Here is a 26,135-nt window from a genome sequence, read left to right on the forward strand (position 1 = left end):
GGCCGACGGGGGCCGATGCGGCGGCACCGACCGGGGCAGATACGTCGTCGTCGTGACCAATTCCGAAGTGCAGCCGCCCGATCCGCCGGTCTGCGAGCCCCAATCGTCGCGCGGTGGTGCCGCCATCCTGTGGCGCACGGTCACCCGCAACGGTCGACTGCTGACGGTGGGCTCGCTCCTGATCTGCGGCCACCAGCTGTGCGAGGCCACGGTTCCGGTGATGATCGGCCTGGTGATCGGCCGGGCCGTCGAGACCGGTGATGCGCGCCAGCTCCTGCTCTGGGTGGCGGCGCTGGCGGCCCTGTTCGTCGCGCTGAACGCCTGCTACCGGTTCGGCGCACGGCAATTGATGAAGGCCATTGCGACCGAGGGACACCAGCTCCGCGTCGACCTGTCGCTGCGGATCCTGCATCCCCTCCGGTTGCGGACGCGGCTGCGCAGCGGTGAGCTGCTGTCGATCGCGAGCACCGACGCCGACGACACCTCCTATCTGCTGGACTACGTGCCGCGGATCGCCGGCGCCGTCACGGCCATCGCCGTGTGCGCGGGCGTGCTGCTGACGGTGGACGTGCAGCTGGGCCTGGTGGTGTTGATCGGCACGCCGCTGATCCTGTTCCTCCTCCAGTTCGGCGGACCCGTCATCACGCGTCGGGTGGCGGATCAGCAGGAGCTGGCCGGCCGGGCGACGACGATGTCGGCCGACCTGATCGCGGGACTGCGGCCGTTGCGCGGCATCGGTGCTCAGGCCGCGGCGGCCGACCGCTACCGCGCGGTGAGCAGGGAGGCGCTCGCGGCCACGCTTCGGGCAACCCGTTCGCAGAGCACCTACCTCGGGCTGTCGAATGCCGCCAGCGCCCTGCTCGCCGTCGGAATCGCCGTCCTCGCAGGCTGGTTCGCGCTGCGGGGTCAGCTGTCGATCGGTGAGCTCATCACGGTGATCGGACTGGCCCAGTTCCTGCTCGAGCCCTTCGGCACCATGGCCGAGGTACCCAGCTGGATCGCCGAAGCCAGGGCCTCGGCCGAGCGCGTCGGATGGATCGAGAACGCTCCCGTCGCGCTGACGCCCGGCACCACGGCGCTCGGTAGCGGTCCCCACGGACTGGAGCTGACGGACGTCACGCACGGCACCCTCGACGGGGTCACGATGACCGCTGCCGCAGGCGAATTCGTCGGTGTGGTCGCCGTCCGGTCGGCCGACGCCGACGCGCTCGTCTCGGTGCTGTCGGGAGCGGTGCCGCCCGATGACTACTCGGGCGTGGTCAGGGTGGGCGGGGTGCGGCTGGTCGACCTCGACCCCGCCGAGACGCGCCGCGCCCTCTTGGTGGAACCGCACCGGCCCGACCTGTTCACCGGCTCACTGCGGTCCAACCTCGTCGCAGGCACACCGGCGCCGGACCGGGTGGCCATCGCCGACGCCCTGCGCGCGTCGGCCGCGGTCGACGTCGTCGAGCTCCATGGCGCCGGCCTCGACCACGACGTCACCGAACGGGGTGCGAGCCTGTCGGGTGGCCAGCGTCAGCGGCTGACACTGGCTCGCGCCCTCCTGCGGGAGACGCCCATCCTGGTCCTGCACGAACCCACCACCGCCGTCGATGCGGTGACCGAAAGCGCCGTGGCGCAGGGCATCTCAGAACTGCGGCACTCCGATACCCGCTCCGGTCGGGTGACGGTGGTCGTGACCTGCAGCCCGGCGCTGCTGGCCGTGACCGATCGGGTGGTGCTGCTGGACCGGGGCAGGGTGGTCGCGACGGGACGGCACGACGAGCTCGTGGAGCGGCCCGACTACCGCGCGGCGGTGTGGCGATGAGCCAGCAGACCTCGCCGACCGAGCCCGAGATCCTGCCCGTCGCGACCGGTCGTCAGACTTGGGCGTGGCTGCGCGGTGAATTGCGTTCGCGCCCATGGTCGGTCGTGTCGACCGGGGTCGTGGGACTGACGGCGGCGGCGATGGCGGTGCTGCCGGTCTACGTGCTGGGCGTACTCGTCGACCGCATCATCGACCGGGCGCCGTCCTCGGTGATCGTCACGATCGCCGTCGTCGTGACGGTGTCGGCACTCGTCGGCGGGGTGGCGCTCGGACTGTCCCACTACCTCATCGGACGCCTCGGCGCCGTGGCGCTGGCCGACCTCAGGGAGGCCGGCGTCGAGAGGGCGCTCGGACTGCCCACCACGACCGTCGAACGCGTCGGCCGGGGCGATCTGCTCTCCCGCGTCAGCACCGACGTCGCCACGATCGGCAAGGCGGTATCCGACGTCATTCCCACGATGTTCGCCTCCGTTCTACTGGGGCTGCTGTCGCTGGTCGCGATGCTCGGCCTGGATTGGCGGCTCGGGCTCGCCGGGGCGATCGCGCTGCCCTGCTACGTCGTCGCGCTGCGGTGGTACCTGCCCAGATCGGCGCCGCGCTACGCGCTGGAACGCAGAGCCATCGCCGAGCGCTCCCAGGTGTTGATGGAGAGCATGATCGGCGTGGAGACCGTGCACGCCTACGGACTGCACACCACCCACCAGCGTGCGATCGAGACCGCGAGCGCCAAGGTCCGCGACATCTCGATCGGGGTGTTCACGCTCTTCACCCGGTTCGTCGGCAGGATCAACCGTGCCGAGTTCATCGGTCTGGCAACGATTCTGGTGACGGGCTTCTGGCTGGTGCGCCATGGCGAGGTCACGGTGGGGCAGACCACCGCCGCGGCACTGCTGTTCCACCGGCTGTTCAGCCCGATCAGCACGCTGCTGTTCACCTTCGACGAGGCGCAGGACGCGGGAGCCAGCCTGGCGCGTCTCGTCGGTCTGGTGAACGTGACCGCAGCGCCGGCATCGGTCACCGCGCCCGCGCCCGAACCCCTCGACGGCACACTGGAACTCGACGACGTCGAATTCGGATACGACGACGCCCGGCCGGTGGTGCGCGGGGTCGGCATCCGGGTCGAGCCGGGGCAGCGGGTGGCGCTGGTCGGGTCCACCGGCGCCGGCAAGTCGACGGTCGCGGGGCTTGCTGCCGGTGCGCTGACACCGCAGCGGGGCAGCGCCCGCATCGGCGGGGTCGCGTTGGCGGCCATGACACCGGGGCAGCGCAGGCGGCACGTCGCCATCGTCAGCCAGGAGGTGCACGTGTTCGCTGGCCCGCTCGCCGACGACCTGCGACTGGCCGACCCGGAGGCGACCGATGCGCAGCTGCGCGAGGCGCTGCGCACCGTCGGTGCCGACGACTGGGTGGACGCCCTCCCCGACGGTCTCGACACCGTGGTCGGCGAGGGCGGTCATCAGCTGACGGCCGCTCAGGCTCAACAGCTCGCGCTGGCCCGGCTTAAGCTCGCCGACCCCACGGTGGCCGTCCTCGACGAGGCGACGGCCGAAGCCGGCAGTCAGGGCGCCCTGGTGCTCGAACGCGCGGCCGCGGCGGTGACCGAGGGCCGCACGACACTGGTCATCGCACACCGGCTGACCCAGGCCGCGTCCGCGGACCGGGTGGTGGTGATGGCCGACGGAGAGGTCGTCGAGGAGGGCAGCCACGACGAGCTGATGGCAGCAGGGGGGCGGTATGCCCGGCTGTGGCACGCCTGGACGGCGCGCCACACGTATTCGACGGAGACGATGACGTGACGACGACCGAGATGCTGAACCTGTTGCAGCAGTGGAACGATCGAACCCGGCCCGCGGTGACGACGACGGTCCCCGAGGCGTTCGCGCGGCAGGCCGAGCTGACGCCCGAGGCGTTGGCGGTGGTCGCGGGCGAGACCAGGCTGACCTATCGGGAGCTGGCGACCCGGGCCTACCAGCTCGCGAATCACCTACGCAGTCAGGGCGTCTGCCACGAACAGACCGTCGCGATCGCGCTCCCGCGTTCGGCGGAGATGGTGACCGCCGTGGCCGCGATCCTCGCCGCGGGTGGCGCGTTCGTGCCCGTCGACCCGCAGTGGCCGGACGAACGGCGACGCCAGGTCCTCGCCGACACCGGGGTGACCGCCGTGCTCACCGCGCCAGGGGGAGCACGTCCCGGTGACGTCGACCCGATCGTCGTCGACCTGGCGGACTGGGCGTTCGCCGAGTGCGCCACCGAGGCGCCCGTGGTCGAGATCGACGGCAGCCAGCTCGCCTACGTCATCTTCACCTCCGGTTCGACGGGTACGCCGAAGGGGGCGATGATCCGTCACGAGGCCATCGGGGAGCGCCTCACCTGGCAGGTGGAGGAAATCCTCGGCTTCGGGCCCGGCGACGCGTCGCTGTTCAAGGCGCCGCTGTCGTTCGACATCTCGATCAATGAGATCCTGCTGCCGCTGGTGTGCGGGGGCTACGTAGTGGTGGCCGAGCCCGGTGGCGAGCGCGACCCGCAGTACCTGCTCGATCTCATTGCGCGCGAGGGGGTCACGTTCGTCTACCTGGTCTCCTCGATGCTCGACGTGCTGCTGGACCTCGCCGCGGGGACCACGCTGCTGGACGGTCTCGCGCACGTGTGGTGCGGCGGGGAGGTGCTGACCCCCACGCTGTTCGAGCGGTTCCGCGCCCAGCTGCGCACGACGCTGTACCACGGGTACGGTCCCGCGGAGGCGACCATCGGCGTGTCCCACGTCGTCTACCGCGACAGCGCCGAGCGGATCGAGACGTCGATCGGGCGGCCCAACCCGCACACCCAGCTCTACGTCCTCGACGCCGATCTGGAGCCGGTGCCGGTCGGAGTCGGCGGCGAGCTGTACGCGGCGGGATTCCTGTTGGGCCGCGGGTACATTCACGCGCCGGCGCTGACCGGCTCCCGCTTCGTCGCGAACCCGTTCGACGACGACGGCACGCGGATGTACCGCACCGGCGACCTCGCGCGGTGGACGGCCGACGGCGTGCTGGAGTTCCTCGGCCGCGCCGACAACCAGGTCAAGATCCGCGGCATGCGGGTCGAACTCGAGGAGATCGAGGTGGCGCTGGCGGCGCACCCCGGGGTCCGCCATGCCGCGGCGGTGCTGCGCCAGACGCCCGCGGGTGGTGCGCAGTTGACGGGTTACGTGCTCTCCAATGCCGCACTCGCGCAGGAGGATCTGCTGGCGTGGTGCGCCGCCCGGCTGCCCGAGCACATGGTGCCCGGCGCCGTGATGGTGCTCGACGAGTTCCCGGTCACGGCGAACGGCAAGCTCGACCGGCGCGCACTGCCTGCGCCACCGACGCCGGCGACCGGGTCGCATACCGCCCCGCGGGACGCTCGCGAGCGCGTACTGTGCGAGACGTTCGCCGAGGTGCTCGGCCTCGACTCCGTCGCCGCCGATGCCGACTTCGTGGCACTCGGCGGCGACAGCATCGTCGCCATGGGTCTCATCGCCGGGGCGAGGAGGCGCGGGCTGCGCCTGCGCCCGCGCGAGATCCTCACTCTGCGCACCCCGGCCGCGTTGGCCGCCGCGGCCACCGACCTCGCCGAATCGGCCGAGCCCGCGGCGGACCCCGTCGGCGACGTGCCGGCTACGCCGATCCTGGCCTGGCTCAACGACATTGGGTCGTTCACCGGCGGCTTCTACCAGTCGGTCACGGTGCACACGCCGGCCGGTCTCGCGATGGCGTCGCTGGCGGCGATGCTAGATGCGCTGCTGGACTGCCACGACGTGCTGCGGGCCAGCACTTCCGCGGCGGAGCCCGGCGGCCTGACGGTGCCGCCCGCCGGGTCGGTCACCGCGGCCTCGGTGCTCACCCGGGTGTCCGCCGCCGACGATCTCGACCGGCAGGCCGCGGACGAACGCACCCGCGCCGTCACGCGACTGGACCCGGCGCGGGGCCGGATGATCGCCGCCGTCTGGCTCGACGCAGGCGCCCACCGAACCGGTCGCTTGGTGCTCGTGGTCCACCACGTCGTGGTCGACGGCGTGTCCCTGCGGCTGCTGACCGAGGACCTGCGGACCGCGTGGTCCGCGCTCGCGGCGGACCGACCGATCGCCTTGGCCAAGGCGGCTACCCCCTTTCGGCAGTGGTCGCAGGCGCTGCGGGCGGCGACCCGGCGCGGTGAGTTCGCCGCCGACGACGACCACTGGCAGCGGGTCGCGCGCCGGCGTGACCCGCTGATCGGGAGCAGGCCGCTCGACCCCGCGGTCGACGTCGTCGCCACCGAGCAGAGGCTCGTGGTGCGCCTGGACCACGAGGTGACCGCCCGGCTGCTGGGCCCGGTGCCCGGCGCCATCCGCGCCGGCGTCGACGACATACTGGTCACCGCCTTGGCCGTGGCGCTCGCCGCGTGGCGCGGTCAGTCCGACTCCGGGGTGCTGCTCGAACTCGAAGGCCACGGGCGTGAGGCCGAATCCCTGGGCGCCGCGGGCGAACACCTCGACCTGTCGCGGACCCTCGGGTGGTTCACCACGCTGTTCCCGGCCTACGTCGACCCCGGAGCGCTGGCGTGGGACGACGTCGCGGCGGGCGGTCCGCAGCTCGGCGCCGCCGTGAAGGCGGTCAAGGACCAGCTGCGGGCGATCCCCCACCGCGGGCTGAGTCATGGCGCGCTGCGCTATCTCTCGGGCCGTCCGCGTCCGGATCTGGCCAGTCGGCCGCAGGTGCTGTTCAACTACCTCGGCCGGTTCACCGGCGCGGGCAGCGAGCCGTGGACACTGACCGACGATGCCGTCTCCGAGGACCGCAATGCTCGCATGCCATTGCCGCGGGCACTCGAGGTCAACGCCATCACCGTCGACACCGAACACGGCGCCCGGCTGGAGGCGACCTTCAGCTGGCCGTCGGGCGTGCTCGGCCGTGCCGAGGTGCAGCGGCTCGCGGCCCTGTGGACCGAGGCGGCGCAGTCGATCTCGACCAGCCCGGCCGTCGCGGGCCCGACACCGTCGGACTTCCCCCTCGTCGCGATCACGCAGGCCGATCTCGACGGCGACCTTGCCGGAGCGCTGGACGTCCTGCCGCCGACGCCGCTGCAGGCGGGCATCTACTTCCACTCCACCTACGCCGACGTCGATCCGTACGTCGTGCAGCAGATCGTGACGCTGTCCGGGCCCGTGGACGCCGACCGGCTGCGGGCGGCGGCCACCCGGCTCCTGGTCAGGCACCCGCAGCTGGCCACCGCGTTCCAGCCCACCGGCGACGGCAGCATCGTCTCGGTGGTGCGACCCGACGTCGAGATGCCCTGGTACCACGTCGAAGCCGGCGCGGTCGAGGACGTCGCCGCCGAGCAGCGGAACCGCCCGTTCGACCTGGCGCGTCCACCGCTGATGCGGTACGCGCTGGTGCGCCTCGCTCCCGACCGTCACGTGCTGATCCAGACGGTGCACCACCTCGTCGCCGACGGGTGGTCGGTGCCGATCGTGCTGCGGGAACTGCTGACCCTGCACGACGACCCGAACGCACCGCTGCCCACCGCTGCGCCGTTCCGCGACTACCTGCGGTGGCTCGCCGACGAACCCGTGGACGCGGCACTGGACGCGTGGCGCTCGGAACTGGCCGGCGTCGAGGAGCCCACCCGGGTCGTCGACGCGCTAACACCCTCTGAAGCAACGGGTTTCGGTCACGTCAGCACCGTGCTGACCCCCGACGTCGCGGGAAACCTCGCGGCGTGGTCGCGCGAGCGGGGCGTCACGGTCGGGTCGATCCTCGGGGCCGCGTGGGGGATTGCGGTCGGGCGATTGACCGGACGCTCCGACGTCGTGTTCGGGTCCACGGTGTCGGGACGCGGTGTCGACGTCGCGGGCATCGACGACATGGTGGGTCTGCTCGTCAACACCGTGCCGGCGCGAATCCACTGTGGCCCCGTGGAATCGCTCGGTGCGGCCGTCGACCGCTTCGCCGCCGCCCAGTCCGCACTCTTCGAACATCACCACGTCGCGCTCACCGACGTGCAGCACGCCGTCGGCGTGACCGAACTGTTCGACACCCTCGTCGTCATCGATCACCAGCCCGTCGCCGAGGACGTCACCGGCGCGCTCCGGGTCGACTCCATCGACGTCGTCGAGGCACCGCACTATCCGCTCACCCTGATGGTCCACCCGGGTGAGCCCTTCCGCATCACGCTCACCCACGACCGCGGGGCCTGCGACACCGCAGCGGCCGAGCGCGTGTTGAACCTCTACGTCCGCATCCTGACGACCATGGCCAGTGCAGCCGAAACCCGATGCGCGGCAATCGAAGTGCTCGAGGAGACAGAGCGGAGGCGGACGCTCGACGCGGGTGTCGGCGCCCCGGCGTGGCACGGCACCGTCGTCGACCTCGTCGCCGAGCAGATCCTGCGGTCGCCGTCCGCGACCGCGATCATCGGGGTCGACCGGCAGACGACGTACGCCGAACTCGACGACAGGTCGGCACGGTTGGCCGGAGCACTGGTGGCGGCCGGGGTGCGACGCGGTGACGTCGTCGCGGTCGCCACCGCGCGCCATACCGGCATGGTCGTCGCGCTGTTGGCCGCGTTGCGCGCGGGCGCGGCCTGCCTGCCCGTCGACCCGCGGTACCCGGACGCGCGCATCACGCTGATGCTCGACGACGCGCGGCCCGCGGTGGTGCTCACCGACGGCAGCCCCCTGCCCGCGCACGACGTGCCCACCGTGCCCGTGGACGCGGCGGGGGAGCCATGGCGTGCCACCGGTCTGGAACCCGACGACGCCGCCTGGGTCGTCTACACGTCGGGCAGTACCGGCCGCCCCAGGGGCGTGGTGGGAACGCATGCGGCCCTTGCCAATCGGCTGCGGTGGGCCGCGGACGCATGGTCCTTCGAACGGGGTGACGTGCGGATCGCCAAGAGCTCGACGAGTTTCGTCGACGGCCTCACCGAACTGCTCGGTGGACTCGTTGCGGGCGCGACCACGGTGATCGCCGACGACGACACCGCCCGCGACGGTGCGGCGCTAGCCGCTCTGGTGCGCGAGGTGTCGGCGGCGCAGCTGCTCGTCGTCCCGAGCCTGGCGGCCGCGCTCATCGACGTGGCGCCCTCCCACCTCGGCGGGGTGCGACGCTGGCTCTGCAGCGGGGAACCGCTCGACGGCGCGACCGTCGCGGCGCTGCGGCAGGCGTCGCCGGACGCCGAGATCGTCAACTCCTACGGCTCGTCTGAGGTGGCCGGCGATGTGCTCGCCGGCGTGGTGCCCGACGCGGGCCCGGTGCCGCTGGGCCGCCCGGTGCCCGGAACCCGCATTCACCTGCTCGGGGCGGATCTGCAGCCGGTGGCCCAGGGGGCGATCGGCGAGGTGTACGTCGGCGGTGTCCAATTGGCCCGCGGTTACCTCGGGGACAGTGCCGCCACCGCCCTGCGCTTCGTCGCCGACCCGTTCGGTGGACCCGGCGAACGGCTTTACCGCACAGGCGATCTCGCCAGATGGGCACCGGACTGGGCGGTGCAGTTCGTCGGACGGGTCGACGATCAGGTCAAGGTCAACGGGTTTCGGGTCGAGCTCGGCGAGATCGAGACCGCACTGGCGGCCCTGCCGGACGTCGCCGACGCCATCGTCACCGTCCGCGGGACGCGCGTCGACGCGTACGTCGTCGGTTCGAATGCAGAGATCGATCCCGCCGCGGTACGTACCGCTCTCGCGCTCCGCGTCCCCGCGCACCTGGTCCCCGCGACCGTCTCGGTCATCCCGTCGATTCCGTTGCTGCCCAACGGAAAGCGAGACCGGTCCGCACTGCCCGAGCCCGTACTCGCAGTGTCGCGGACGGCGCCTCGCACCGACCGGGAGGCGTTGATCTGCCGGACGTTCGAGGCGGTTCTTGGCATGGACCCCGACACGACGATCGGCATCGACGACGACTTCTTCGCCCTCGGCGGGGACAGTCTGCTCGCGCTGCGCGTGGTCAACCGGCTCGCCGGCGAAGGCGTCACCCTGCAGACCCGAGCGCTGTTCGACCTGCGCACCCCGCGCGCGCTGCACGACGCGCTCGGCACCGGCGCGACGCAGGAGCCCGCGAGCGCGGTCGACGCCGCGGCTTGGCACGGCCTGTCCGATGCCGAGCTGGCGGGGCTCGCCGAGACCTGCCCGGTCGAGGTTCAAGACGTCTGGCCGCTGTCGCCGCTGCAGGCCGGCGTGTACTACCAGTCGACGTTCACCAGCGACGTCACGACGTATCTGGCGCAGAACGTGTTCGACTTCGACCACCACCTCGACGTCGACGCCATGCGCACGGCGTTCGGGGCGCTGCTCTCGCGCCACGACAACCTGCGTACCGGTTTCGTCAGCGACGACATCCCGCGGCCGGTGCAGTACGTCGGACGGTTCGTGCCGGCCACCGTCGCGACCGTCGACCTCACCGATGGCCCGGCTGACGCCGTCGACGCCCGGCTGGCCGAGGTGATGCGCTCGGACGCCGAGCGCGCCTTCGACCTCGCGGTGCCGCCGCTGGTCCGGCTCACCGTGATCCGGCTACCGGACCGCGGTGACCGGCTGCTGCTGACCTGTCACTTCCTGCTGTGGGACGGCTGGTCGCGCGAGCTGGTGCTGCGAGAGTTGTTCGCGCTCTACGATTCCGGTGGCGTCCGCGGTGCGCTGCCCGCACCGCGCAGCACCTACGCCGACTATCTGCGGTGGATCGACGCCCGCGATCACGACGAGTCGATCCGCGCCTGGGCGGACGCGCTGGCCGGCCTGCCCGAGGCGACGTTGATCGCCCCGGAGGCCGTCGGGCGCGAGCCCGTCCGTCCCGAGCGGGTGTACGGCGAGTTGTCGGCCGACGCGACGGCCCGGCTGGCCGAGCATGCCCGCACCGGCGGGACGACGGCCAACACCGTCCTGACGACGGCACTCGGTCTGGTGCTCGGAGCCGAAACCGGCAGTGCCGACGTGGTTTTCGGCACCACGGTCGCGGGCCGGCCGCCCGAGCTACCCGGCGTCGAGAACGTCATCGGACAGTTCCTCAACACCGTGCCGGTCCGCGTCGACGCCACCGCACACACCACGGTGCGCGAAGTGTTGCGTCGCGTCGAGGACTTCCGCGTCGACCTGATGGGACACGACTACGTGGGGCTGGGTGACGTCATGCGCGCCGCAGGTCACCAGCCGCTGTTCGACGTGCTGTACGTCTGGCAGAACTTCCTGGACGACGACACGTTCACCGACTTCGAACGCCAGCACGGCATCGTCGGCGTGGACTTCGTCGACACCACGCACTACCCGTTGACCTGGGTGCTGACACCGGGCGAGCGCCTCGGCATCAAGCTCGAGTACCGGCCCGACGTCGTCGGTGCCGAGCGTGCCACCGCCATGGTTCGGCGCCTACGTCTGGCGGTGGAAGCGATGCTGGCGCAACCGGATACCGCGGTCGGTCAGCTCGACCTGGTGCTCGACGCCGAGCGCGATGCGCTCGCCCGCCGTTGGCGCTCGGCCGAGCACGAGGTCGGGGACGATACGATCGCCGACCTCCTGGCCGAGCGCGCCGCACGCCGTCCGGCGGACACCGCACTCGTGTGCGGGGACGCCACGCTGACCTACGCCGAGCTCGACGGCCGGGTCAACGCCCTGGCCCGCCAACTGCTGGCCCGCGGAGCCGGGCCCGAGCGGATCGTCGCTCTGGCCCTGCCGCGGTCGCTGGACATGGTCGTCGCGCTCTTCGCCGTACTGCGCACCGGGGCCGCCTACCTCCCACTCGAACTCAACTATCCGACGGCGCGACTGGCCGCCGTGGTCGACGACGCGAAACCCGTTCTGCTGGTGTGCCTCTGCGCAAGCGACGAATTGGTGGGACACCAGGTGGGCAGCGGCCGGCGGGTGCTGCGGCTCGACGACCCGGGGGTGGCGGAGGCGTTGTCGCGCAGCGCGGCCGGGCCGTTGACCGACGCCGAACTGGGCGACTTCTCGAGAAGCGTGGGGCCACGACGCCTCGATCATCCCGCCTACGTCATCTTCACCTCCGGGTCGACGGGTCGGCCGAAGGGTGTGGTGACCCCCTACCGCGGGCTGACCAACATGCAGCTCAATCACCGCGCGGCCATCTTCGACCCCGCGGTCGCCAGGGCGGGCGGTAGACGGCTGCGGGTGGCGCACACCGTGTCGTTCTCCTTCGACATGTCGTGGGAGGAGCTGCTGTGGCTCGTCGAGGGCCATGAGGTCCACGTCTGCGACGAGGAACTGCGCAGGGATGCAACGGCACTGGTGGCGTATTGCCGTCGGCATCGCATCGACGTCGTCAACGTGACGCCCAGCTATGCACACCACTTGTTCGAGCAGGGTCTACTCGACCCCGGCACTTCCCCCGCCCCGACGCTGGTGCTCCTCGGCGGCGAGGCCGTCTCCGACGAGGTGTGGCGCCGGTTGCGGGACCTACCCGACGGCGGCGGGTACAACCTCTACGGCCCGACCGAGTACACCATCAACACCCTCGGCGCCGGCACCGACGACAGTGCCACTCCGACCGTGGGACAACCCATTTGGAACACTCGCGCCTACGTGTTGGACGCGTGGCTGCGGCCGGTCGCCGACGGCGTCGTCGGCGAGCTCTACGTCACCGGTGCCGGACTGGCCCGCGGTTATCTGCACCGGCCCGCGCTGACCGCGGAGCGCTTCGTCGCCGATCCGTTCGTGCCGGGCGGCCGCATGTACCGCACCGGCGACCTCGTCGCCCGTCGCCCCGACGCGGGCGGCACGCTGGACTTCCTGGGCCGCAGCGACGATCAGGTCAAGATCCGGGGCTACCGCGTCGAACTCGGCGAGGTCGGCGCGGCACTGTCCGCGCTGCCCGGGGTGCGCCAGGCGGTGGCGATTGCGCGACGCGCGGGCGCGGCGGCGGCCAAACAGCTCGTCGGCTACGTGGTGCCCGAGCAGCCGACCGGCGACCCGGCGGCCTTCGCCGCCCAGCTGCGGGCCCGGTTGACCGAGACACTGCCCGACTACCTGGTCCCGGCGCGCTACGGCGTCGTCGACGCCATCCCCCTGACGGTCAACGGCAAGCTCGACGTCCGGGCGCTGCCCGAGCCCGTCGCGCCCGCCGCCGGGACGGCTCGAGATCCGCGGGACGACCGCGAAGCCCTGCTGCTGCAAGTCTTCTGCGAGGTGCTCGGCCTGTCCGAGCTCGGCATCGACGACGACTTCTTCACTCTTGGCGGGGACAGCATCTCGTCGATCGCGGTGTCGGGCCGGGCCCGCAAGGCCGGGCTCGACGTCACACCGCGCGACGTATTCCGGCGCAGGACCGTCGCCGCGCTGGCCGCGGCCGCCGCGACCGTCGACGGCCCGGCCGTCGCCACGGCACCCGACAGCGGGGTCGGCGCGATCGCACCGACGCCGATGCTCGCCGAGACCGCGGGAGCGGACACACCGCTGGCCAACTTCTACCAGTCCACGGTGCTCGGGACGCCGGCCGGAATGACCGCCGCCCAGCTCGAATCCGTTCTGCAGGCAGTGCTGGACGCCCACGACATGCTGCGCGCCCGGCTCGACGCCGACTGGACGCTGTCGGTGTCCGACGCGACGGTGCCGGCCGCGCGGGTGCTGACGACGCGGACCGGCGTGCTCGGGTCCTCCGACGTCGACGTCGCCACCGCCGCGGCAGCCGCCGAGCTCTCGCCCCGGGACGGCCGGATGATCGCGGCCGTCTGGTATTCCGCGGGCCAATTGCTGCTCGTCGTTCATCATCTGGTGATCGACGGCGTGTCCTGGCGCATCCTCGCCGACGACTTCGCCCGCGCCTGGGCGGCCGTCGACGGTGGGCGAGCGCCGGTCGTCGACCCCGTCCCGACCTCGTTTCGGACGTGGTCCCACGCGCTGCGTGACGCTCGCTTCGACGACGAAGTCGACTACTGGAGGGGCATTCTCGCGACGCCCGATCCCGACCTCGGCCGGCTCGCGCTCGACCCCGCGCGCGATACCGCGAGCACCGTTGTGCGACGATCGTTCTCGCTCCCGGCGGACGTCAGTGCGGCGCTGCTGTCCACCGCCCCGGCGGCGTTGCACGGTGGCGTCGACGACGTCCTGCTCGGTGCCTTCGCGGTGGCGCTCGCGCAGTGGCGGGCCGATCGCGGTCACCGCGACGCCACCGCCGCCGCCGTGAACGTGGAAGGCCATGGGCGCGAACCGGACCTGGTGCGGGGACGGCTGGACCTGTCCCGCACGATCGGCTGGTTCACCGCCATCTACCCCGTCCGACTGGATCCCGGACGCCTCGACTGGGACGACGTGGTCGGGGCGGGGCCGGCCCTGGTGACCGCCGCCCGCGCGGTCAAGGAGCAGTTGCGCACCGTACCGAACCGCGGCCTGGGCTACGGGGTCCTGCGGCACGTCGATCCGACGCGGCCCCTTCCCGGCTCCGCCCCGCAGATCCTGTTCAACTACCTCGGTCGGTTCGCCGGCGGCAGCGGTCGGGCATGGGAGCCGGTCGCCGGGATCGGCGCGCTGCGCGAGGGCGTGGATCCCACCAATCCCGCGGTGGCGCTGGAGATCAACGTCATGGCCGAGGACGGTCCCGACGCCACCGTGCTCTCGGGCACCCTGGCCTGGCCTCGGGCGCTGCTCGACACCATCGACGTCGACGCGTTGGTGGAGTTGTGGGTCGCCGCGCTGACGGCGCTGACCCGCTGCGACGGGCTCGCCGGCCATACGCCATCGGACTTCCCGCTCGTCGACGTGTCCCAGGCCGACCTCGACGAGTGGGAGCGGTCCGGAACCGTCGAGGACGTCCTGCCGCTGCTGCCGCTGCAGCAGGGGATGTACTTCCATGCCGCCTTCGGGGGTACCGACACCTATCGCGTGCAACAGATCGCCGAGCTGACCGGGCCGCTCGACGTCGATGCGCTGCGCGCCAGCGTGCGTGCCGTCGTCGCTCGGCATCAGGCACTGCGGGCCTGCTTCCGCGAGCTCGAGGACGGCTGGCTCGCGCAGGTCGTGCTGGCCGAGGTGACCGTCGACGTCGAGGTCGCCGACGACCTCGAAACGGCTGCCCGAGAACATCTCTCGCGCCAATTCGATCTATCGGACGCGCCGCTGGTCCGCTACGCCCTGGTGTCTCTGGCGCCCGACGATCACCGGCTGATTCAGACCATGCATCACATCGTCGCCGACGGTTGGTCGTATCCGGTGATCTTCGGCGACGTCGTCGCGCACTACAACGCCTCGCTCGGAATGGGTCGGGGGCCGGCGCCGGTGACCGCGACCCTGCACGACCACGTGGAGGTCGTGCACGGCGCCGATCGTGCCGCGGCCGAGCGGACGTGGGCGAGTGCACTGGCCGACGTCGTCCCCACCACGCTGTGCCCCGAGGCGACGACCGTGGGGGACCATCGCAGCGCCGTGCGGCGCCTGGCGCCGGAAACGACTGCGGCACTGGTGAATACGGCTCGCACGCGCGGCATCACCACGAGCACGGTGCTGCACGGCGCGTGGGGGCTGCTGCTCGGCAGGCTGCTGGACCGTCGCAGGGTCGTGTTCGGTTCGACCGTGTCGGGCCGGGGCGGTGCGCTGCCCGGCACCGAAACCCTCGTCGGACTGCTCATCAACACCATTCCGGTGCCGATGGCGTGGGAACACCACACGCCGCTGGGTACCGCGCTGGCGGATCTGCAGGAGCGGATGAGCGCCGTACTGGATGCGCAGCACGTCGGGTTGACGGAGCTGGCCCGCATCACCGGTGTCCGCGACCTGTTCGACACCATGGTGGTCGTCGAGAACTTCCCGTCCCTGCCGTCGGGTGACGCCAATGACGCTCGCGCACTCATATTTCGGGGCTTCACCGGTGCCGACGCCCCGCACTACCCGGTGTCGCTGGTGGCCTACCTCGACGACCGACTCACCGTGGAGATCATGTACGACTCCGGCGCGGTGAGCGACGCGGAGGCCGAACGCCTCGCCGAGCGCGTCGAGGCCGTCCTCACGGCGTTCGCCGAGCGGCCCGACGCGGCGATCGCCGACGTCGACCTGCGGACCGCCGCCGAGCGCGGGTTCGGCGGTGCCGGGCAGGCCGCGGCGGGTCCCGACCGCACCCTCGTCGAGGGCTTCGCCGCGTCCGCGCGGGCCCATGCGGCCGACGTCGCGGTCAGCTGCGGTGACGCCACGCTCACCTATGCCGAGCTGAACGCCCGGGCCTCGGCGGTCGCGGGCACCCTCGTCGACCTCGGCGTGCGACCAGAGTCGAGAGTGGCGGTGGCACTGGGCCGTTCGGTCGACCTCGTCGTCGGGCTGCTGGCCGTCCTCAAGGCGGGTGGCACGTACGTGCCCCTCGACGTCGACTGGCCCGCCGCGCGGTTGCGTCACGTGGTGGACGACTCGGCACCGGTGTGCGTACTCACCGATCATGCCGACCGGCTGCCGTTCGACGACGTCCCGACGGTCGTATTGTCCGATGCCGCCGGCGGCGGACTCGACGCGCCGGTAGTCGCGTCGGACCCCGACCACGCCGCCTACGTCATCTACACCTCCGGCTCGACCGGCGTGCCGAAGGGCGTTGCGGTGAGCCATCGCAACGTGGCTGCGTTGTTCGAGGGTGCCGCGCAGCTCTTCGACTTCGGGCCGGCTGACGTCTGGACGATGTTCCACTCCGCGGCCTTCGACTTCTCAGTCTGGGAGCTGTGGGGGCCGCTGCTGCACGGCGGCCGTCTGGTGGTCGTCGAGCAGGCCGTCGCGCGCGACCCGGACCGCTTCGTCGAACTACTGTCGCGCGAGGGCGTGACGGTGCTCAATCAGACGCCGTCGGCGTTCTACCCGCTGATCGAGGCGGACCGGCGACGGCGGCTGCCGTTGGCGCTGCGGTACGTGGTGTTCGGTGGCGAGGCGCTCGACACGGGTCGGCTCGCCGCCTGGTATGTCAACCACCCCACCGATGCCACGCAACTGGTCAACATGTACGGCATCACCGAGACCTGCGTGCACGTCTCGCACCGGGCGCTGACGTCCGCCGACGCCGACAGCGTGATCGGCGGCCCGATCCCCGGTCTGCGCATGCACCTGCTCGATGGCGCACTACGACCCGTACCGGTCGGCGTCGTCGGTGAGCTGTACGTCGAGGGCGGCCAGGTCGCCCGAGGATACGCCGGCAAGCCGGGATTGACGTCGAATCGGTTCGTGGCCAACCCCTTCGACGCCTCGGGATCTCGGCTGTACCGCAGCGGTGACACCGCGATGTGGACCGCGTCGGGCGATCTGGTCTACGTCGGCCGTTCCGACCAACAGGTCAAGGTGCGCGGCTACCGGATCGAGCTCGGCGAGGTCGAGAGCGCCCTCGCCGCACTGCCGGGCGTCGTCACCGCAGCTGCGGCGGCCCACGACGACGGCGGCCGCACCCGCCTAATCGGCTACCTGGTGGCACGCGAGCCGATCGACACCGCCGACGTGCGCACCCGTCTCGCCGACCGGCTGCCGGAATACATGATGCCGTCCGCGTTCGTCGTCCTGGACGCCCTCCCGCTGACCGTCAACGGCAAGCTGGACCGGGCCGCGCTGCCCGTACCCGTCGCGTCGCCGCCGCCCGCCGTCACCGATGCCGACGACGGTCCGGCGGGTCTGCTGGCCGCCCTGTGCACCGAGATCCTCGGCGCGCCAGTCGGTGTCGACGACGACTTCTTCACCGCGGGCGGCGACAGCATCGTCGCCATCCAGTTGGTCAACCGGGCGCGCAAGCAGGGTGTACGCATCACCCCGCAGCAGGTGTTCACGTGTCGGACGCCGCGTGCGCTGGCCGCGGCGGCCGACGTCGCCGCGGCTCCGGCCCCCCGCGACGACGTCGAGCCCGACTACGGCGAGGTCATGGTGACGCCCATCGTGGCGCGGCTCGCCGAACTCGGCGGCACGATCGACGGGTTCAACCAGGCCGAGCTGCTCCTCGCCCCGGCTGATGCGACAGTGGAGCGCCTGCAGGCGGCGCTCGGCGCACTGGTCCGACGCCACGAGGCGCTCGGTCTGCGGCTGCACCGCCCGGTGCCGATGCTGTGGTCGCTAGAAACTGCTGCGGTACCGCCACTCTCGGTACACCGGGTCGACGCCGTCGAGATGACGGACGACGACCTGCGGGAGGCGATCGCGACGCACTCCGATGCGGCGGCCGCAGCGCTGGCCCCGGACCGCGGCGTGATGATCGCTGCCGTGTGGTTCGACCGCGGCCGGGAGCGTCGCGGCCGGCTGCTCCTCACCGTGCACCATCTGGCCGTCGACGCGGTGTCCTGGCGCATACTCCTCGACGACCTCGGTGACGCCTACGAGCAGCTGCGGGCCGGGCGCCCACCCGTGCTCCCCGCCGTGCCGACGTCGCTGCGCAGCTACGCCAGGGCCGTCAACGAGAACGCCCAGCACGCCTCGCGACTGGCCGAATTCGACCACTGGAGCGCCACGCTGGCAGCGGGCGGCGAACTCCACGGCGACGCCGTTCCCGTCGGGCTCACCGTCGGGGCGACCAGGGACCACGTCGTGCGGCTGACGACGGCCGAGACGCTCCCGCTGCTGACGACGGTCCCCGCGCTGGCGAACGCCGACGTCACCGAAACCCTGGTCGCCGCGCTACTGGTCGCCGTCGACCGCTGGCGGGAGCGCCCCGGGGCGCCGCTGACGCTGGATCTCGAACGCCACGGCCGCGACGGCTGGGGTGCCGAACTCGACCTGTCCCGCACGGTGGGGTGGTGTACGGCCATTGCGCCCGTGCGGCTGGCCGCCCCCGGTGCCGCCGACCTCGTCTCGATCCTCAAGGGCGTCAAGGAGACCCTGCGGGTACAGCCCGAGGGCGGTCTCGGCTTCGGGCAGCTGCGGTACTGCAACCCCCGCACCTCGTCGGCCCTGAGCCGGCTGCCCGCTCCGCAGGTGCTGTTCAACTACCTCGGCCGGTGGATGGCCGACGGCACCGACGACTGGGATTGCGCGCCAGAGGTCGACGCGCTGCGGGGCGGACCGGCTCCCGACCTCGGCACACCGTATCTGTTGGAGGTCAACGCGATCTGCGACGAGACGAGCGCCGGACCCGTCCTGCGGGCGACGCTGACCTACGCCGACGGCGAGCTGACCGGTGACGCGATCGCCGGTCTGGCCGACCACTGGCACGCGGTTTTGCGGGAGTTCGGCGGACTGGCCCGCGAACGGGCCGGCCTCACCCCGTCGGACCTACCACTGGTCGACCTGTCCCAGGACGACGTCGACCGTGTGACAACCGGGTTCGCGGTCGACGACGTCTGGCCGCTGTCACCCCTGCAGGAGGGCGTGTACTTCCAGGCCCGGTATGCCCAGGCCGCGGTCTACGTCGTCCAGAACGTCTTCGACATGACCGAGACCGTCGACGCGGATGCGCTGCGCATCGCGTACTCGGCGGTGATGGCCCGCAATCCGGTGCTGCGGTCGGCGTTCCTGGCCGATGGACTGCCCCACCCCGTGGCCGCCATCGCCGTCGACCCGGTCTGCGAACCGGAGATCGTCGCAGTCACCGGTGACGCCGAGGTCGCCGAACTCACTGCCGCCGAACGGCTGCGCTCGTTCGATCTGACCGCACCCCCGCTGGCCAGGATGACCGTCCTGCGGTCCGCCGAACGCGACCGGCTGATCTTCAGCTATCACTTCCTGCTGCTCGACGGGTGGTCGCGCGAGCAGCTGCTGCGCGAGCTGTTCGCCGAATACGCCGCAGCACGAACGCGTTCCACGGCTGCGCTGCCGACGCCGAGCGCCCAGTTCACCGACTATCTGCGGTGGTTGGCCGGCCGGGATCGCGAGGCGTCGGCGGCCCGTTGGGCCGGCGCGCTTGCCGGGCTGGCGGCGCCGACGCTGCTGGTGCCCGCGGCCGTCGGCACCGAGCCGACGCTGGCGCTGCGGGTGGACTTCACTCTGCCCGAGGACCAGACGACCGCCCTGACGGCCACGGCGCGCGGCGCGGGCGTCACGCTCAACGCGGTCCTCAGCACCGCGCTGGCGATGGTGCTGGCCTACGAAACCGGGAGTGCCGACGTGGTGTTCGGGTCCACGGTGGCGGGTCGGCCCACCGAGCTCGACGGCATCGAGTCGGTCATCGGGTTGTTCCTCAACACGGTGCCGACGCGAATCCAGCTGCAGCCGAATCGATCCGCCGCGGACACCATGCGCGCCGTCCAGGCCGACCGCCTGGAATTGATGGACCACGAGTATCTGGGGTTGGGCGACGTCCAGCGCGCGGCCGGCGTGAACGGGCCGCTCTTCGACAACCTCTTCGTGTTGCAGAACTTCCTCGACGACGACACGTTCACCGACATGGAGACCGAGTACGGCATCGCCGGACACGACTCGGTCGACGCCTCGCACTACCCGCTCACCTGGGTGGCGTCGCCGGGTCGCCGACTGTGGGTCAAGCTCGAATACCGACCCGACGTCGTCGACCGCCAGTACGCCGAGCGACTGCTGGAGCGGCTACGGCACGTCCTTGGTCAATTGACCACTGGCGCAACTACTCTCGCCGAGATCGATGTCCTCCTGCCCGATGAGGCGCCGGCCGCCGACGCCACCGGACACGACCTGCCCGACGCGACCGTACTGGACCTGCTGGCACAGCGCGGTGGCGTCGCGCCGCTGGACACCGCGCTGGTGTGTGGTGCCGACCGCGTCGACTTCGGTGGCCTCGACGCGCGGGTCAACCGGCTGGCGTGGCTGCTCCGCCACCGCGGCACCGGACCGGATCGGACCGTCGCGCTGGCCATTCCGCGGTCCATCGACACCGTCGTCGCCCTGTTCGCGGTGCTGCGGGCGGGCGCCGCGTACCTGCCGCTGGAGCTGGACTATCCCGACGAGCGACTGGCCGTCATGCTCGCCGACGCCACGCCGTCCCACGTGGTGACGACGTCGGCCGTGGCACGGCGGATCGAGCCGCTGCTGCCCGGCGGATGCGCGGTCGTCGTCCTCGACGACGAGCCGGAACTGGCTGTCCAACGGACGGATTGGGACGGCTACGCGCCCAGCCTCGACGAGGCAGCCTACGTGATCTACACCTCCGGCTCGACGGGCCGGCCCAAGGGTGTCGTCACGCCGCACCGCGGCCTGACCAACATGCACCTCAACCACCGAGAGGCAATCTTCGCCCCGGCGATCGCCAAGGCGGGCGGCCGCCGGCTGCGGATCGCCCACACCGTGTCGTTCTCCTTCGACATGTCGTGGGAGGAGCTGCTCTGGCTGATCGAGGGACACGAGGTGCACGTCTGCGACGAAGAGCTGCGCAGGGACGCCTCGGCCCTGGTCGCCTACTGCCACCGGCATCGGATCGACGTCGTCAACGTCACCCCGACCTACGCGCAGCTGCTGTTCGAGCAGGGCCTGCTGGACCCGTCGGGCCACCCACCGGTCCTCGTCCTGCTCGGCGGTGAGCCGGTCTCGACCGCGGTGTGGGATCGCCTGCGCGACAGCGACACCACCTACGGTTACAACCTCTACGGTCCGACCGAGTACACCATCAACACCCTCGGCGGCGGTACAGACGACAGCGCCACCCCCACCGTGGGCCGTCCGATCTGGAACACCCGCGCGCACGTCCTGGACCCCTGGCTGCGGCCGGCACCCGATGGCGTCGCGGGCGAGTTGTACGTCGCGGGAGCGGGACTCGCCCGCGGGTACCTCCGTCGGCCTGCGCTGAGTGCGGCCCGCTTCGTCGCCGATCCGCACGAGATCGGCGGCCGGATGTACCGGACCGGTGACCTGGTCCGACGGCGGCGATCCACCGACGACCGCGCGGGCAATCTGGACTTCCTCGGCCGCACCGACGACCAGGTCAAGATCCGGGGTCACCGCGTCGAACTCGGAGACGTGGAGAGCGCCATCACCGTACACCCGGACGTCGCACACGCGGCCGTCGTCGCCCGGCCGGACCCGAACGCCGCGGGCTCGCAGCGGCTCGTCGGATACGTCGTCCCGGCCGTGCCCACCGACGACGACCTCGCCACCCGGGTCCGCGCGGATCTGCGGGATCGCCTGCCCAGCTTCATGATTCCCTCGGCGCTGGCGGTGCTCGACGCCCTGCCGCTGACCGACAACGGCAAGCTCGACGTACGAGCGCTGCCCGACGTCGACCCGCGCGGCCGACGTCCCGCGGGCCGGCCGCCGCGGACCGCTGCCGAGGAACGGCTCTGCCGGCTGTTCGCGGACGTCCTCGGCGTGGCCGCCGTCGGCGTCGACGACGACTTCTTCGACCTCGGTGGACATTCACTGCTCAGCATCCGGCTCATCGGTCTGGTGCGCGCCGAACTCGGCGCGGAGATGTCGCTCAAGCACGTCTTCGACGCGCCCACCCCCGCGGCCCTCGCCGCGCTGCTGGCCGGCCAGTCGGCGGACGCCGCGGCGCCACGACCCCCGCTGGTAGCCGCCCGCCGACCCGAGTGCATCCCCACCTCGCCCGCGCAGGAACGGCTGCTGATCCTCGACCGGCTCGAGAACACCGCGGCGGCATACCATTACCCGCTGGTGTTCCGCGTGCGCGGCGCGTTCGACGTGGACGCACTCGGCGCTGCGCTCGGCGACGTCGTCGATCGGCACGAGTCGTTGCGCACGGTGTTCGGCGAGCACGACGGCGTCCCGTTCCAGTGCATCCTGCCCGCGGGGACCACGCCGACGCTGCGCGTGGTCGACTGCGCGGCGGCCGACGTCGCCGCTCTCGTCGACGCGGCCGTAGAACCGCGGTTCGACCTGAGCTCCGACATTCCGTTGCGCGCGAACGTCTTCCGCGTGGCAGACGACGATCACACGGTGGCACTCGTCCTGCACCACGTCGCCACCGACGAATGGTCGGATGCGCCGTTCCTTGCCGACCTGAACCGCGCGTACGCCGCCCGGGTCGCCGGCGACGCCGACGCCCAGGTCCCGCTGCTGGTGCAGTACGCCGACTACGCGCTGTGGCAGCGTCGACTGCTCGACGTGGTCGGTGAGGACCAGCTCGCGTTCTGGCGGGACACGCTGGCCGGCGCACCCGACGAGCTGGCCCTGCCTACCGACCGACCGCGCCCAGTCCAGCCCAGCGGCGAGGGTGGCAGCCTGGTCGTGGACGTGCCGACGGATGTCGTTGCGATGCTGCGGAGTCTGGCGGCTGAGCGTCAGGTCAGCATGCTGGTGCTGTTCCACGCGGGGGTCGTGGCGCTGCTGCACCGCATGGGAGCCGGTGACGACGTCGTCGTCGGCACGCCCGTCGCGGGTCGCACCGAGACCGCGCTGCACGACCTCGTCGGGTTCTTCGTCAACACCGTCGTGCTGCGGGTCGACGCGTCGGGCCACCCGTCGTTCGACGAGTTGCTGGCGCGCGCGAGGACAGCCGACCTCGCCGCGTTCGCGCACCAGGACGTGCCCTTCGATCGGGTCGTCGAGGACCTGAACCCGCCGCGCGTGGCGGGCCGCAACCCGCTGTTCGGCGTGTTCGTCGGCTACCACCGGCACGAGGGCCGCGACGACGAGATGTTCGGGCTGCCCACGCAGTGGAGTGAACCCGTCTCGACCGCAGCGATGTTCGATCTCGGGTTCACCCTCGTCGACGACCGCGCCGGCGGCGGGGCGACGGTGATGGCGGAGTACGGCGCCGACCTGTTCGACGAATCCACGGTGCGCACGCTGACCCAGCGGCTGGTCACGTTGCTCGCCGACGCGATCGCCGACACCGCGGTCGCGATCGGCGCGCTGGAGGTGCTGGCCGACGGCGAGCGCGACGCGCTGATAGTCGACCGCAACGACACCACCCACGTCGTCGCGCCGACGAGCCTGGGCGCGCTGGTCTCGCGCACGGCGCAGCTGTCACCCGACGCCACGGCCGTGGTGTTCGACGACCTCGCGCTGACCTATGCCGAACTCGACTCCTGGTCGGATCGATTGGCGGCCAACCTCGTCGAGGGCGGCGCGGACCCCGGCCGGATCGTCGGCGTCGCGCTGCCGCGGTCGGTGGAACTGGTCGTCGCACTGGTGGCGGTCGCGAAGTCCGGCGCCGCCTTCTTGCCGTTGGACCCGGAGTATCCGCCGGATCGCCTGGCGTACATGACCGCCGACGCGGGCCCGACCACGGTGCTCGACGACCCGGCCTGGATACGCGCCGCCCGCGACCGGGACGTGGCGGCGCCGTCGGCCGACGTCGACCCCGCCGGTTGGGCCTACGTGCTGTACACCTCCGGGTCGACGGGACGGCCGAAGGGCGTCGCGGTGCCGCACGCCGGCATCGTCAACCGCATCGCGTGGCTGCAGCACGCCTACCCGCTCACCCCGGCCGACCGCATGCTCGTCAAGACGCCGATCGGCTTCGACACCTCGGTGTGGGAAGTGTTCTGGCCGTTGGCCGTTGGTGCGACGTTGGTCGTGGCCCGGCCCGGCGGTCATCGCGATCCCGCCTACCTCGCGGAGGTCGTCGTGCGCCACCGCGTCACGGCCGTCGACTTCGTGCCGTCGATGCTCGAACTCTTCCTCGACGAGCCCCGCGCGGCGACGTGCACGACGCTGACGAGGGTCACCGTTGGGGGCGAGGCACTGTCGACCGAGCTCGCCAACCGCTTCGCCGCCATCGTCGGGGTGCCCCTGCACAATCTGTACGGCCCCACCGAGGCCGCGGTCGACGTGCTCGGGTGGACCGCCGACGGGGGACCGGTCGCGCTCGGGGTGCCGGGCTGGAACGTGCGCGTCTACGTGCTCGACGGCTACCTGAACCCCGTGCCGGTGGGCGCGCCCGGTGAGTTGTACCTCGCGGGAGTCCAGTTGGCCGACGGCTATCTGCACCGCACGGGGCTCACCGCGCAGAGCTTCGTGGCGAACCCGTTCGAGGCGGGCACCCGGATGTACCGCACCGGTGACGTGGTGCGCTGGCGCGGGGACGGTCAGCTGGAGTACCGCGGCCGCACCGACGAGCAGATCAAGCTCCGCGGCGTCCGCATCGAGCCCGGTGAGATCGAGACCGTACTGACCGGCCATCCGGCGGTGGCCTCGGCGCGGGTGGTCGCGCGCGGCGACCGACTGATCGCCTACTATCTGACGGTGTCCGGGGTCGACGCACCGTCCGCGGAATCGCTCCGCGCCCAAGCATTGTCAGTGCTTCCGACGCACATGGTGCCCGCGGCCTACGTCGCGTTGGCGTCCTACCCGCTGACGCCGAGCGGCAAGCTCGACCGCGCGGCGCTGCCGGCACCCGAGCTGACGACCGGCACGGGCCGCGCCGCGGAGACGCCGCGCCAACGACGGCTGTGCGAGCTGTTCGCCGACGTTCTCGGGGTACCGGTGGCGAGCATCGACGACGACTTCTTCACTCTCGGTGGACATTCGCTACTGCTGGTGCGTCTCGCGTCGCTGCTGCGCCGGGAGTTCGACGTCGACGTGTCGGTCGCGCGCTTGATGGCGGCTCCCACGGTGGCGCAGGTGGACGCCCAGCTCGCCATGGGTGACGCCGACGCCCCCGACAGCCTGGCGCCGGTGCTCGCACTGCGCACCGCGGGGAGCGAACCGCCGCTGTTCCTGCTGCACCCCGCCAGCGGACTCGGCTGGCAGTTCACCGGCCTGAAGAATCATGTGCCGCAAACCATTCCGATGTACGCGCTACAGTCGCCACTCTTCTCCACCGGCGTTCTGCCCCGGACCATCGACGAGCTGGCCTCGGACTACGCAACGACGGTGTCCGCGCTCGCCCCGAGCGGCCCGATCCGCCTCCTCGGCTGGTCGTTCGGCGGCTCCATGGCGCTGCTCGTCGCGCAGGAGTTGGTGCGGCGTGGTCGCAACGTGACCTTCGTGGGCATGCTCGATGCCCGCACCGACGTCGCGACGGTCGCCGAGTTCGATCCCGCCGCGGCGCTCACCGGCCTGCTGCGCGAGATGGGCTTCCCCGTCGCGGCGAACGCGCGGACGACGGTCGACGAGGCCGTCGCCCTGGTGCGCTCCAGCGACGACGCGATCGCGATACTCGACGACGCGCAGATCGCGATGGTCATCGAAAACTACGTCGCCGCAGAACGATTCACGGCGGGCGCGGACTACGGCCGCTACGGCGGTGACGTCTTCTTCGTCGACGCCACGGTGCTCGAGATGGACCTGACCGGTGTCGCGTCGCAGGGCTGGCGCGACCACGTCGCGGGTGAACTACGCGTCGTGGCGCTCGACTGCCGGCACTCGGAGCTGATGGACGCGGACGTACTGGACCGGCTGGGCCCGCTCATCGCCGCTGAACTGGCTGATTAGGCGCGCCGGTCTGTCGGAACAGTGCCGGCGAGGGGACTAATCGCGATCCGCACGTGGCGGTCGTGAAAAGCGCCCTTCGGGCGCAGATCGCGACCGTGGTGACGAAGCGGCGTGTAGCGCGCCAAACGGCATCATGGCCCGGAGCGGCAG

3 protein-coding genes are annotated in these 26,135 nt (G+C 71.7%); all 3 read left to right on the forward strand.

Annotated features, from left to right (window positions below):
- Nucleotides 1-52: 52 nt before the first annotated feature.
- The 3 genes from G6N60_RS02100 to G6N60_RS02110 are packed head-to-tail and all read left to right on the forward strand — an operon-like array spanning nt 53 to nt 25,985.
- Nucleotides 53-1,807, forward strand: a complete 1,755-nt coding sequence (locus G6N60_RS02100) for an ABC transporter ATP-binding protein (RefSeq protein WP_246240210.1) — start codon at nt 53-55, stop codon at nt 1,805-1,807.
- The gene (locus tag G6N60_RS02105) at nt 1,804-3,603 is read left to right on the forward strand and encodes an ABC transporter ATP-binding protein (RefSeq protein ID WP_163731876.1); all 1,800 of its coding nucleotides are present in this window, start codon (nt 1,804-1,806) and stop codon (nt 3,601-3,603) included. Before G6N60_RS02100 ends, G6N60_RS02105 begins: the two co-directional genes overlap by 4 nt.
- Nucleotides 3,600-25,985, forward strand: coding sequence for a non-ribosomal peptide synthetase (locus tag G6N60_RS02110; RefSeq protein ID WP_246240213.1), 22,386 nt, complete (start codon nt 3,600-3,602; stop codon nt 25,983-25,985). The genes G6N60_RS02105 and G6N60_RS02110 overlap by 4 nt, the downstream gene beginning before the upstream one ends.
- Nucleotides 25,986-26,135 lie beyond the last annotated feature (150 nt).

It is taken from the genome of Mycolicibacterium madagascariense (assembly GCF_010729665.1).
Taxonomy (GTDB): domain Bacteria; phylum Actinomycetota; class Actinomycetes; order Mycobacteriales; family Mycobacteriaceae; genus Mycobacterium; species Mycobacterium madagascariense.